The sequence below is a fragment of the Fuscovulum blasticum DSM 2131 genome (genome assembly GCF_003034965.1).
In the GTDB taxonomy this organism is placed as follows: domain Bacteria; phylum Pseudomonadota; class Alphaproteobacteria; order Rhodobacterales; family Rhodobacteraceae; genus Pseudogemmobacter; species Pseudogemmobacter blasticus.
On sequence record NZ_PZKE01000003.1, the window covers coordinates 133,505 to 145,208 of the forward strand.

Sequence of the window (11,704 nt, forward strand, 5' to 3'; positions counted from 1 at the left end):
AGGGGCGTGGGCGGGGCAAGTCCAGCCGCTGCGCCGGGTGCTTCAGGACCGAACGAAGCGGAAGGCGGCCGAGGCGGCCCAGCCGGCCACGGCGGCCAGCGCCAGCGCGAACAGCCCGTAAAGCAGCGGCTGTTCGCGCGACATGTTGAAGATCAGCCGTTCCAGCCCCGCCTTGCGCACGCCGATGAAGCGTTCCTGCGTGGCGACCACGCGGCCATCGCGCAGCACGAACATGCGCACCTTGTAGGTGCCTTCGGTCAGGTTGGCAGGCAGCGCCACATCGGTGCGGAACAGCGTGCCTTCGGTCAACTGCACCCGGTTTTCCAGCAGCGGATAGCTGCCTTCGGCCCGGCGCACGCGGACCAGCGCGCGCAGGAATTCGTCTGACCCGTCGGCTTCGGCCGAAATGCCGATGGCGCGGATCAGCCGGTCGATGGTGATGTTATGGCGGATGTTCTCGGTCGCGCCCAGCACGTCATGCAGGCGGCCGGTGGTGGCGACGGCATAGAAGGTGGGCGCGCTGTCCACCCGGACCGCCGCGTCGTTGATCCAGATCCCGGCCACCCGGTCCTTGCGGCGGACGGTGACCGGCGTCGGCGGGCCTTCGACGGTGACAATCACGTCCATGCGGCCTTCGGGGGCGGGGGAGTCGCGCTTGACCGCGCCGTAGATCAGGATTTCGGACCCGTCGAAATCGGCGGTGATCGACACCCGGTTCTGGCTGAGGCCGGACACGATGGTTTCCTGCGCCGCAGCGGGCAGGGCAAGGGCCAGCAGAAGAAGCAGCGCGCGGATCACGGCAAGACCCCCGGCGCCACGCTGTAAAGCTCGGCCGGGCGGATCAGCAGATCCACCCCGATGCGCAGCGCCACGCCCAGCACCAGCAGCGACAGCAGCACCCGCAACTGTTCGGCCTTGAGCCGCAGCCCGACGATGGCGCCGATCTGCGCCCCGATCACGCCGCCCAGGATCAGCACCAGCGCCAGCAGCATATCAACCGTCTGGCTGTTGACGGCGTGCATGACGGTGGTGAAGGCGGTGACGAAGATGATCTGGAAGAGCGAGGTGCCGATCACGACCTTGGTCGGCATCCCCAGCAGGTAGATCATGGCGGGCACCAGGATGAACCCGCCGCCAACCCCCATGATCGCGGCCAGAAAGCCGACGAAGGCCCCGATCAGGGCCGGGGGAATGACGCTGATGTAAAGCCCGCTGGCGCGGAACTTCATCTTCAGCGGCAGGCGGTGCACCCAGCTATGGGTATGCGCCCGCCGCACCGGCGCGCGGGCATTGGCCGACCGCAGCAGGGCCCGCAGCGATTCCTGGAACATCGCGGCGCCGATGAAGCCAAGGAAGACGACGTAGGACAGTTGCACGAACAGATCGAGCTGCCCCAGCGCCTGCATCACCGAAAACACCTTGATGCCGATGGCCGATCCCACCACGCCCGAGACAAGCAGCACAAAGCCCATGCGGAAATCCACCGCCTTGCGCTTGAGCTGGGCCAGAACGCCCGAGATCGACGAGGCGACGACCTGGTTCGCCCCGGTTGCCACCGCCACGGCGGGCGGCACGCCGATGAAGAACAGAAGCGGCGTGATCAGGAAACCGCCGCCCACGCCGAACATGCCCGACAGAAAGCCGACGATGCCGCCGATCCCGAGAAGCAGGAAGGCATCGACCGAGACCTCGGCAATGGGAAGGTAGAGCTGCATCGGGGCGGTGGGGCTGAAAGGAACGGGTTGTCCAAAGGGTTGCGCCCCTTTGGCGGCAAAGTCAAAGGCCGGATTCCCCTAGCGCAGGTTGCGCAGGAATTGCCTCAGGATGCGTTCCAGTTTTGCCGCACCTAAGGGGGCCATGGCCTTGGTGTGTTCATGGCTGATGGATTCGCTGCTCATCCCGGCGGCCATGTTGGTGATGGTCGAGATGGCCGCGACATTCAGGCCCAGAAAGCGCGCAAGGATCACCTCGGGCACGGTGGACATGCCAACGGCATCGCCGCCCAGCATCTTCAGCATACGGATTTCGGCCGGGGTTTCGAACGAAGGGCCGGAATACCAGCAGTAAACGCCTTCGGGCAGCGGCAGGCCTTCGGCCTGGGCGGCGGCGCGCAGGCCGGCACGCAGGGCGGGGGAGTGGGCTTCGGTCATCGGCACGAAGCGCGCGTCGGTCTTTTCGCCGATCAGCGGGTTCAGGCCGTTGTAGTTGATGTGGTCTGACAGCAGCATCAGGTCGCCGGGCGGAATGTCGGGGCGCAGGCTGCCGGCGGCATTGGTGGCGATCAGGTCGGTCGCGCCAAGCGCCTTGAGCGTTTCCAGCGCCGTCCGCATCGCGGCGGGGTTGCCGTTTTCGTAGTAATGTTCGCGCGCCCCGAACACGGCGACGCGGACGCCTTCCAGCAGGCCGACATGCAGGTTCGGATTGTGGCCCGACACGCCGACATGCGGAAAGCCGGTCAGATCGCCATAGGGGATGGCCGGGCCATCCACTGCCTGGGCCAGATGGCCAAGGCCGGAGCCGAGGATCAGACCCAGGCGCACCGGGGCATCGCCGGTGCGGGCGCGGATCAGGGCGGCGGCTTCGGTCATCGGTCTGGCCTTTCTGCTGTGGCAGGCCCCGGGGGCGCTTCGCCCCCCGGACCCCCCGAGGATATTTCTGGACAGATGAAGGCGGGCAGGCGGCAGGGCCTGCCCCGCGTCAGCGTTCCTTCACATAGGGCTCGCCGCCCGCGCGCGGCGGGATCGCCTTGCCGACAAAGCCGGCAAGCACGAAGACCGTCAGCACATAGGGCAGCGCTTCAAGGAAGGAGCCGGGGATGCGGAACGGCACGATGCTGCCAACCACATCCGAGCGCAGCGCCAGCGCCTGGAAGAAGCCGAACAGCAGGCAGGCCCACATGGCCGCCACCGGGCGCCATTTGGCGAAGATCAGCGCCGCCAGCGCGATATAGCCGCGACCGGCGGTCATTTCCTTGCCGAAGCCGGCTTGCAGCGCGGTGGCCATATAGGCCCCAGCCAGCCCGCAGAGGATGCCGGTGATCATCACCGCCGAGAAGCGCAGCCCCGTGACCGAGACGCCGGCCGTATCGACCGCCGCCGGGTTTTCCCCCACGGCGCGCAGCCGCAGGCCGAAGCGGGTGCGATACATCACCCACCAGGTCAGCGCGACCACGCCGAAGGCGGCATAGACCAGCACCGAATGGCCCGAGATCACCTCGTAATAAAGCGGGCCGATCAGTGGCACGTCCTTCATCGCCTCGGCCCCGGGCAGGGTGATCGGGTTGAAGCGCGCGTCGCCCGTCAGCGGCGGCGTGCGGCCACCCTGGCGGAACAGCGCCTGCGCCACCAGAACGGTCAGCCCCGAGGCAAGGAAGTTCAGCGCCACCCCGGCAATCAACTGGTTGCCGCGGAAGGTGATCGAGGTCAGCCCGTGGATCAGCGCAAAGGCCATGGAGCCAAGGATGCCCGCCCCCAGCCCGGCCCAGACCGAACCTGTGTAGAAGGCCACGGCGCCCGAACACATGGCGGCGACCAGCATCTTGCCCTCCAGACCGATGTCGAAGACGCCGGAGCGTTCCGAATAAAGCCCGGCGATGCAGGCGAACATCAACGGCGTGGCCAGCCGGATGGTGGTGTCAAGCAGTTGCAGGATCGTTGCGTAATCCATCACGCAGCCCCCACCGGCCTTGGGTTGCGGAAAAGGGCGAAGATCCGGGTCAGCATCATGCGCACCATCATGTCCAGCGCGCCGGTGAACAGGATCACCAGACCCTGCACCACGATCCGCATCTCGATGGGGATCTTGGTCCACATGCCCAGTTCCGCCCCGCCCTGAAACAGGAAGCCGAACAAGAGCGCCGCCAGCACCACCCCGATCGGGTGGTTGCGGCCCATCAGCGCCACGGCGATGCCGATGAAGCCCGCGCCGCTGGCCGAATTGCCGACCAGACGCTCGGCCTCGCCCATGACGTTGTTGATGGCCATCATCCCGGCCAGCGCGCCCGACAGCATCAGCGCGATCATGGTGATCTTGGTGGCGCTGATCCCGGCATAGCGCGCGCCCGCCTCGGACTTTCCGAAGGCGCGGATCTGGTAGCCCAGCCGTGTGTGCCACAGCAGCACCCAGACCCCCGCCGCCACCGCCAGCGCGATCAGCAGCGAGATATTGGCCGGCACCGGCTTGGTGAAGATCAGGTTGAACAGCGGCAGTTCATCCAGCGAGGGGATATGCGTGACCGCCGGGAAGTTGGCGGTCGAGGGGTCTTGCTGGCCCGGCGGGCGCAGCACATCGACCAGCATGAAGATCATCAGGCTGGAGGCGATGTAGTTGAACATGATCGTGGTGATCACGATATGGCTGCCGCGCCGGGCCTGCAGCCAGGCTGGAATGGCGATCCAGGCCGCGCCGAAGGCCGCCGCCGCCAGCGAGGCGCCGATCAGCGCCAGCGACCAGTGCGGCCAGGGAATGAACAGGCAGGCCAGCGCCACGCCCAGGCCACCCAGTTGCGCCTGCCCTTCACCGCCGATGTTGAACAGGCCGGCGTGGAAGGCGATGGTGACGCAAAGGCCGGTGAAGATGAAGCTGGTGGTGTAATACAGCGTATAGCCCCAGCCATAGGCCGACATCAGCGACCCCTGCACCATGACGGTGATGGCTTCCCACGGGTCCTGGCCGATGGCCAGAATGACAAGGGCCGAGATGATCGCGGCGAGAAGAAGCGAAATGAGCGGCACAAGGGCCAGATCGGCCCAACGCGGCAGGCGGTCCATCAGGCGGCTTCTCCCTTCTGGTCGGTGATGCCGGCCATCAAGAGGCCCAGCTCGCGTTCATTGGTGGTGGCGGGGTCGCGGTAGCCCATGATCTGGCCGTCGAACATCACGGCGATCCGGTCGGAAAGCGACATGATCTCGTCCAGCTCGACGCTGACCAGCAGCACGGCCACGCCCTTGTCGCGCAGCGCGATGATCTGCTTGTGGATGAACTCGATGGCGCCGATGTCGACGCCGCGCGTGGGCTGGCCGACCAGCAGCAGCACCGGGTCTTGTTCGAATTCCCGCGCGACGACGATCTTCTGCTGGTTCCCGCCCGAGAAATTCTTGGCCGCCAGCGCCGGGATCGGCGGGCGCACGTCATAGGTTTCCATCTTGCGCGCCGTGTCGGCCTTCAGCGCGGCGTTGTCCATGATCAGGGCGTTCTTCTGGTAATCGGGATCGTTGTGATAACCGAAGGCGATGTTTTCCCAGGCGGCGAAATCAAGGATCAGGCCGTAATGCTGGCGGTCTTCGGGCACATGGGCGATGCCGGCGCGGCGGCGGCTTTGCCCGTCTGACCCGGCGCCCGACAGCGGCAGCGCAGCGCCTTTCAGCGTGGCGCGGCCGGTGGCGCGCATCATGCCGCCAAGGGCGGCCAGCAGTTCCGACTGGCCGTTGCCCGCGACGCCGGCAATGCCCAGAATCTCGCCCGCGCGGATTTCCAGGCTGATGCCTTTCAGGCGTTCGACGCCGTGTTCATCCCGGATGCGCAGGTCTTCCAGTTTCAGCACCGTCTCGCCGGGGGTGGCGGGGCCTTTTTCCACTTCCAGCAGCACCTTGCGGCCCACCATCAGCTCGGCCAGTGCCTCGGGGCTGGTTTCGGCGGTTTTCACCGTGGCAACCATGGTGCCGCGCCGCATGACGCTGACATTGTCGGTTGATTCCATGATCTCGCGCAGCTTGTGGGTGATCAGGATGATGGTCTTGCCCTGCTCCTTCAGCCCTTTCAGGATGCGGAACAGGTGGTCGGCCTCGGCCGGGGTCAGCACGCCGGTGGGTTCGTCAAGGATCAGGATGTCGGCCTGACGATACAGTGCCTTGAGGATTTCCACCCGCTGCTGGTGGCCGACCGAAAGATCCTCGATCAGCGCATCCGGGTCGACATCCAGTTCGTAATCATCGGCCAGTTGCTTCAACGTCTTGCGCGCCCGGGCCAGCGAGGTGTTGAGCATCGCCCCTTCTTCGGCGCCAAGGATGATGTTTTCCAGCACGGTGAAATTCTGCACCAGCTTGAAATGCTGGAACACCATGCCGATGCCGGCGCGGATGGCGCTTTGGCTGTCGGGGATGGGGGTCGGCTTGCCGCTGATGAAGATCTGGCCGGAATCGGCCTTGTAGAAGCCGTAAAGGATCGACATCAGCGTCGACTTCCCGGCGCCGTTTTCGCCGATGATGCCGTGGATCGTGCCCTTGGGCACCGCGATGTTGATGTCCTTGTTGGCCTGGACCGGACCGAAGGCCTTGGAAATGCCCTTCAGCTCGATCGCAAAGGAAGTGTCGCTCATCCCCTGTCCCTTCCCCGGTGGCATCTGGCGGTTGTGGCCCGCCTTGTCTGCCGTGCAGCCGGGCCTGCGCGCCGCGCGGCCCTTCTGCGACAAGGGCCGCGCCAGATGTGGCGCGGCCCCGGTTCAAACTGGCCTGGGCCCGATCAGAACGTCGCCGCCGGGCAGGTGTTGTCGGTGCGGTAGTCGTGCACCTTCAGCTCGCCCGAGATGATCTTGGCGGCGGCCGCGTCCACCGCGGCCTTCATTTCCGGCGTGATCAGCGCGGCGTTGTTGTCGTCCAGCGCATAGCCGACGCCATCTTCCTTGAGACCCAGCGTCTGCGGCTTGGTGTCCAGCGCCTCACCGGCGGTGAAGGCGTTGAACACGGCCACATCGACGCGCTTCATCATCGAGGTCAGAACCTTGCCGGGGTGCAGGTGGTTCTGGTTGCTGTCCACGCCGATCGACAGGATGCCTTCGTCGGCGGCGGCTTGCAGCACGCCGATGCCGGTGCCGCCGGCGGCGGCATAGATCACGTCGGCGCCCTGCGCCTTTTGCGCCTTGGCCAGCTCGGCGCCCTTCACCGGGTCATTCCAGGCGGCCGGGGTGGTGCCGGTCATGGCCGAGATGAACTTGATGTCGGGGTTCACCGCCTTGGCGCCCTGGGCATAGCCGCAGGCGAAGTTGCGGATCAGCGGAATGTCCATGCCGCCGATGAAGCCCACGGTGCCGGTCTTGGAGGCCTGCGCCGCCAGCATCCCGACCAGATACGACCCTTCATGTTCCGAGAAGCCGATCGACAGCACGTTCGGGTTGGTCGCCGGATCGACCCAGCCGTCGATGGTGACGAACTTGGTGTTCGGGAAGTCGGGGGCGACCTTGGTGATCGGGTCCGACATGGCGAAGCCGGTGGTCACGATGGGGTTGGCGCCCGACTCGGCCAGACGACGCAGCGCCTGTTCGCGCTGGGCCTCGTCCTGCATTTCCAGTTCCTTGTAGGTGCCGCCGGTTTCCTTGGCCCATTTCTCGGCTCCGCCGAAGGCGGCTTCGTTGAAGGATTTGTCGAACTTGCCGCCAAGGTCAAAGATGACCGCCGGCTCGGCGGTGGCGACGCCGGCCATGAGGGCCAGGGCGGCGGTTGCCCCCGCAAGGGATTTCATCAGGGTCATGGGTGCTCTCCCGGTTGATAGACCACAACGCCGCCCTGTCCGCCGGAGACCCGGTCGCTGGCAGCTTACGGCGCAGATTAGGCGGGAGTCGCCCTTGGGGGTCAAGTCGGATTCGCGTGAACGGCGGCGGGAACCTGACCCTTTGGTCAGGCTATGCGGGATGACCTCGCGTCTGGCGCGGGTGTCAGGGGTTACAGGTCGCGCGCAAGGACCAGTGCGTCGATCCGGCGACCGTCCGCATCGTGGTAGTAACCGCGCCGCCGGCCGGCCTGGGCGAAGCCTGCCGAATCGTAAAGCGCGATGGCGGCGGCGTTTTCGGCGCTGACCTCAAGGAAGGCGCGCGTCGCGCCGCGCAGCCGGGCCTGATAGACGAAGCGTTCCACCAGCCGCCGCCCCAGCCCGCGCCGGCGGGCCTGTGGCGACACCGCCAGCGTCAGCAGTTCGGCTTCGCCGGCCACGGCGCGCCCGGTCAGGAAGCCAGCATCGCCTTCGACCAGGGTGAAGGCCAGCGGATCGCTGTCGAACAGGGCGAACTCGGCCTCGGACCAGGGGCGGGGCGTGCGGAAGCACAGGCGGTGCAGGGCGGCGCGGTCGGCCGGGGTCACGGCAGGATCACCGGGGGCGGATCGGCGGGCGGGGCGGCATCGGCCGCGCGCAGGTAGAACGGGGCGGGGCGCGGGGTGCCATCTCGGGTGGCGGCGATGCGGGCAATCGCCTCGGCCAGCGGCAGGGCAGGGGGCAGGGCATGGGGGCCGGCGGCGCTGCCGGTGACAGGTCTTCCGGGGGCGGCGGGCAGATCGGCCAGCGCCACCAGATGCGCCGCGCCCTCGGGGAAATCCTGCACATAGGCCAGCCCTTGCCGCGCATCCTCGACCACGCGCAGGGGGCGGGGCAGGGCATGGGCCAGCGCCTCAAGCGTTGTCACCCCGACCGCCGGGATGCCCAGCCCCAGCGCCAGCCCGCGCGCGGCGGCCACCGCAATGCGGACGCCGGTGAAATTGCCCGGGCCGGTGCCGACGCCGATCCGCGTCAGATCGGCCCAGCCGATGCCGCCTTCGGCCAGCAGTCCCTCAAGCAGCGGGATCAGCCGTTCGGCCTGGCCCTTCTGCATGGCTTCCTGCCGCAGCAGGCAGCGGCCATCGGGCAAAAGCAAAGCGGCGGCGCAATGCGCCGCCGATGTGTCGAAGGCCAGAACCGTTTCAGGCGGCGACAGGGCGCACCTCAAGCACTTCGGGAATGTAGTGCCGCAGCAGGTTTTCGATGCCCATCTTCAGCGTCAGCGTGCTGGAGGGGCAGCCCGCGCAGGCGCCCTGCATGTGCAGATAGACCACGCCGCGGTCAAAACCGTGGAAGGTGATGTCGCCCCCGTCCTGCGCCACGGCGGGGCGGACGCGGGTATCCAGCAGTTCCTTGATCTGACGCACGATGTCGGCATCGGCGCCGCTGTGTTCGGCATGGCCGCCGGCCGCCTTGGCCTCGCCCTCCATCACAGCCGCGCCCGACTGGAAATGCTCCATGATCGCGCCCAGGATCTGCGGCTTGATATGCTGCCATTCCACATCGTCGGCCTTGGTGACCGTCACGAAGTCTGACCCGAAGAAGACGCCGGTCACGCCGCCGGCCGCGAAGATGCGCCGGGCCAAGGGCGATTTCTCCGCCGCCGCCGCATCGGGGAAATCGGCCGTGCCGATTTCAAGCACCGTCTGCCCCGGCAGGAACTTCAGCGTGGCGGGGTTCGGGGTGGATTCCGTCTGGATGAACATGGGGTATCTCCAACCATTCCAGTCGGGATATGCGCCCCGCTGGGGCAATAGTCAACCTGCCCGGGCCGGAATGGCCCCGGGCGCAGTTGTCGCACAGGGGCCTCAGGCCCGGTCCGAGCCCCAGTAGGCGTACATTTCATCCAGCGCGGACAACGACTGCAGTTGAACGGCCCGCAGCAACGCGCGTTCCTCGGCGTGATAGGCCACGGCAGCATTCACTGCGGGCTTGCCCGAACGCGGGGCGGATTTGACAGCCGACATCATACACTTCCTTTGCAAACACTCTTCCCCGGGCAGGAATGTAGGCCGTGCTGCGGTGCAGCGCCACGCCCGATGCGGTATGGCAGCGATGCGCTTGCGGCATGGCTTGGCGCGCGGCGGCAAAGGGCGCGCGCGCCGTTCTGTCAGGCCAGGATCACCCACAGAAGATAGGCGCCGATGGCGGTTATCGTCATCGCCACGGCCAGCGATCCCAGATCCTTGGCCTCCTTGGCGAAGCGTGCCCATTCCTTGGGCGCCAGATGATCGACCACCACCTCGATCGCGGTGTTCAGTGCCTCGACCGCGATCAGCAGGCAGAGCAGGGCGAAGAAGCCCAGCATTTCCCCGACCGAGGCGCCCAGAACCGCCATGGCCAGCAGGATGGCAAGGCCCGCCAGCGCCTCTTGCCGGAAGGCGCTTTCCTGCGCCAGCCGTTTCAGCCCGGCCGCGGAATAGCTGGCCGCCGCCGCGAAATGGGCAAGCCCAGTCTTGCGCGGCGGAATCCCGTCGCCGGTCATCTCAGCTCTCCTGCCCCTTGCAGCCTGCGGTCAGATCCAGCGCATCGTCGCGCACCTCGGTCTTGATGTCCATCAGGCCAAGGATGGTGGCGAACATGTTGTCATGGCTGGCAGGCTGGTCCTTGCGCGCCCCGATGCAGGCCTGATCCAGACCCATCGCATTGCGGAAAGCCGGCGGTGTCCAGATCACCATGGGCACATGCGTCTGGAAATCGGGCGCCATGAACCAGGGGGCACCGTGCAGATAAAGCCCCCCTTCGCCCAGCGATTCCCCGTGGTCCGAGACATAGAACATGGCCGGGATCACCCGATCCTGCCCGGCAAGCATGTCGATCACCTGCGACAGGAAGCGGTCGGTGTAGCGGATGGTGTTGTCATAGGCGTTGACGATTTCCTCGGGCGCGCAGGTGGCAAGCTCCGGCGAATGGCAAGCGGGTTTGAACACCTCCTGATCCTTGGGATAGCGCAGCCAGTAGCTGGGGCCGTGGCTGCCGATCTGGTGCAGCACGATCACGGTGTCTTCGGTCATCGTTTCGGCCACCTTGGCCAGCCGGGGCAGGAACACGGCGTCGATGCACTCGCCTTCCGCGCAGGCGGCGGCGTCATCCTCTTTCGTCATCATGTGGCTGGTGACGCGGTTGGCGATGTCCTTGTCGCCGGTGTTGTTGTCCCACCATTCGACATGCACCCCGGCATGGGACAGCACGTCCAGCAGGTTTTCATACGAAAGGCCGGCCTCATAGCTGTAGTCTTCCCGCGTCAGGTGCGAAAACATGCAGGGAAGCGAGGTGGCGGTGGCCGTTCCACAGCTTGTGACATTCGAAAAATACAGGATGTCGCGCTTGGCAAGTTCGGGGTTGGTGTCGCGGCCATAGCCGCCCAGGGCCCAGTTCTGCGCGCGCCCCGTCTCGCCGGCAACGATGACCATCAGCACCGGCTTGCCGGCCGCCGCCAGACGCGGGCCCTTGGTGGCGTCACGGCCGAAGGGCTGGGTCACGATCTTGGCCGATTTCTGCAACATGCGGGCATAGCGGATGGCGCCGCCCAGCGGGGCCAGCGGCTGCGTGCTGCCGATCAGATCCTTGCGCCCGCGCAGCGAGGTGGAAAATCCCTTGAGGTCGGTGAACAGCAGCCCCACCACCATGGCCGCGGCCGCGCTGCAGGTCAGCACCCAGGCCAGCGTGCCGCGCAGGAAGCTGCGCCGCCGCACCCGCGGCCAGAACACCAGAACCAGCCCCGGCACCGCCCGCAGCAGCACATGCAGCAGGAAGTTCGGGGTGATCAGGTGCTTGCCTTCGTTGACCGTGGTGGTCAGCGCGTTCTGGATCATCTCGCGGTCGATGATCACGCCCAGCTTGTCCTGATAGAACGAGGTGACGGCGGCCAGAACGACCAGAAAGGCCAGCATCGGCTTTTGCAGCCAGCCCACGGCCAGCAGCGAAACCACCAGCATGAACAGCGCCCAGACAGCCAGCGCCAGCGTGACCATGGCAACCGGCCGGTCGCCGAAGATTTCCACCAGCTTGCCCCAGTAGGTGGCATTGCAGGTGGCCAGCAGATAGGTGGCGATCAGAAGGTTCAGCAGTTGGGCGGAAAATTCCGGGCGACGCAGGCCAAACCAGCCTGTCCGCGCACCGTGATCGGGGGCGGCTGTAACTTGCATGATGGGTCCGAATTCTGTTTGCGCGGATAAGCTGC

At 66.5% G+C, this 11,704-nt stretch carries 13 protein-coding genes; all 13 read right to left on the reverse strand.

Going from position 1 to position 11,704, the window contains the following annotated elements; translation table 11 throughout:
* Positions 1-42 precede the first annotated feature (42 nt).
* Positions 43-798: a TIGR02186 family protein gene (locus tag C5F44_RS04400; protein ID WP_107672293.1), complete on the reverse strand. Its 756-nt coding sequence runs from the start codon at positions 796-798 to the stop codon at positions 43-45.
* Positions 795-1,715 (reverse strand): sulfite exporter TauE/SafE family protein, encoded by a 921-nt coding sequence (locus C5F44_RS04405; protein WP_107672294.1) that lies wholly within the window; start codon positions 1,713-1,715, stop codon positions 795-797. Before C5F44_RS04405 ends, C5F44_RS04400 begins: the two co-directional genes overlap by 4 nt.
* A 78-nt stretch (positions 1,716-1,793) precedes the next feature.
* The gene (locus C5F44_RS04410) at positions 1,794-2,588 is read right to left on the reverse strand and encodes a purine-nucleoside phosphorylase (protein ID WP_107672295.1); all 795 of its coding nucleotides are present in this window, start codon (positions 2,586-2,588) and stop codon (positions 1,794-1,796) included.
* Positions 2,589-2,697: 109 nt separating this feature from the next.
* A complete protein-coding gene (locus C5F44_RS04415) occupies positions 2,698-3,666 on the reverse strand; it encodes an ABC transporter permease (RefSeq protein WP_107672296.1) in 969 nt (322 codons plus the stop codon).
* Positions 3,666-4,769 carry an ABC transporter permease gene (locus tag C5F44_RS04420; protein ID WP_107672297.1) on the reverse strand — a complete coding sequence of 368 codons (1,104 nt, stop codon included), beginning with the start codon at positions 4,767-4,769 and terminating at the stop codon, positions 3,666-3,668. Before C5F44_RS04420 ends, C5F44_RS04415 begins: the two co-directional genes overlap by 1 nt.
* Complete coding sequence (locus C5F44_RS04425; protein WP_181318181.1) at positions 4,769-6,316, reverse strand: ABC transporter ATP-binding protein; 1,548 nt, start codon at positions 6,314-6,316, stop codon at positions 4,769-4,771. The genes C5F44_RS04420 and C5F44_RS04425 overlap by 1 nt, the downstream gene beginning before the upstream one ends.
* Positions 6,317-6,459: 143 nt before the next feature.
* On the reverse strand, positions 6,460-7,464 hold the full coding sequence (locus C5F44_RS04430) for a BMP family lipoprotein (RefSeq protein ID WP_107672298.1): 1,005 nt from the start codon (positions 7,462-7,464) through the stop codon (positions 6,460-6,462).
* A gap of 191 nt (positions 7,465-7,655) precedes the next feature.
* Entirely contained in the window at positions 7,656-8,069 is a 414-nt protein-coding gene (locus C5F44_RS04435) for a GNAT family N-acetyltransferase (protein WP_107672299.1), read from the reverse strand.
* The gene (tsaB, locus tag C5F44_RS04440; RefSeq protein WP_107672442.1) at positions 8,066-8,677 is read right to left on the reverse strand and encodes a tRNA (adenosine(37)-N6)-threonylcarbamoyltransferase complex dimerization subunit type 1 TsaB; all 612 of its coding nucleotides are present in this window, start codon (positions 8,675-8,677) and stop codon (positions 8,066-8,068) included. The genes C5F44_RS04435 and tsaB overlap by 4 nt, the downstream gene beginning before the upstream one ends.
* Positions 8,664-9,227 carry a NifU family protein gene (locus tag C5F44_RS04445; RefSeq protein ID WP_107672300.1) on the reverse strand — a complete coding sequence of 188 codons (564 nt, stop codon included), beginning with the start codon at positions 9,225-9,227 and terminating at the stop codon, positions 8,664-8,666. Before C5F44_RS04445 ends, tsaB begins: the two co-directional genes overlap by 14 nt.
* Before the next feature lie 102 nt (positions 9,228-9,329).
* Positions 9,330-9,491, reverse strand: a complete 162-nt coding sequence (locus C5F44_RS17935; RefSeq protein WP_181318182.1) for a hypothetical protein — start codon at positions 9,489-9,491, stop codon at positions 9,330-9,332.
* Between the two features lie 140 nt (positions 9,492-9,631).
* The gene (locus C5F44_RS04450; protein WP_107672301.1) at positions 9,632-10,006 is read right to left on the reverse strand and encodes a diacylglycerol kinase; all 375 of its coding nucleotides are present in this window, start codon (positions 10,004-10,006) and stop codon (positions 9,632-9,634) included.
* A gap of 1 nt (position 10,007) precedes the next feature.
* On the reverse strand, positions 10,008-11,669 hold the full coding sequence (locus C5F44_RS04455; protein ID WP_107672302.1) for a phosphoethanolamine transferase: 1,662 nt from the start codon (positions 11,667-11,669) through the stop codon (positions 10,008-10,010).
* Between the last annotated feature and the right edge of the window lie 35 nt (positions 11,670-11,704).

Bases quoted from the DNA above. Each gene is read 5' to 3' on its own strand.
- C5F44_RS04405 (WP_107672294.1), bottom strand. From the start codon at position 1,715: ATGCAGCTCTACCTTCCCATTGCCGAGGTCTCGGTCGATGCCTTCCTG.
- C5F44_RS04410 (WP_107672295.1), bottom strand. From the start codon at position 2,588: ATGACCGAAGCCGCCGCCCTGATCCGCGCCCGCACCGGCGATGCCCCG.
- C5F44_RS04415 (WP_107672296.1), bottom strand. From the start codon at position 3,666: ATGGATTACGCAACGATCCTGCAACTGCTTGACACCACCATCCGGCTG.
- C5F44_RS04420 (WP_107672297.1), bottom strand. From the start codon at position 4,769: ATGGACCGCCTGCCGCGTTGGGCCGATCTGGCCCTTGTGCCGCTCATT.
- C5F44_RS04425 (WP_181318181.1), bottom strand. From the start codon at position 6,316: ATGAGCGACACTTCCTTTGCGATCGAGCTGAAGGGCATTTCCAAGGCC.
- C5F44_RS04430 (WP_107672298.1), bottom strand. From the start codon at position 7,464: ATGACCCTGATGAAATCCCTTGCGGGGGCAACCGCCGCCCTGGCCCTC.
- C5F44_RS04445 (WP_107672300.1), bottom strand. From the start codon at position 9,227: ATGTTCATCCAGACGGAATCCACCCCGAACCCCGCCACGCTGAAGTTC.
- C5F44_RS17935 (WP_181318182.1), bottom strand. From the start codon at position 9,491: ATGATGTCGGCTGTCAAATCCGCCCCGCGTTCGGGCAAGCCCGCAGTG.
- C5F44_RS04450 (WP_107672301.1), bottom strand. From the start codon at position 10,006: ATGACCGGCGACGGGATTCCGCCGCGCAAGACTGGGCTTGCCCATTTC.
- C5F44_RS04455 (WP_107672302.1), bottom strand. From the start codon at position 11,669: ATGCAAGTTACAGCCGCCCCCGATCACGGTGCGCGGACAGGCTGGTTT.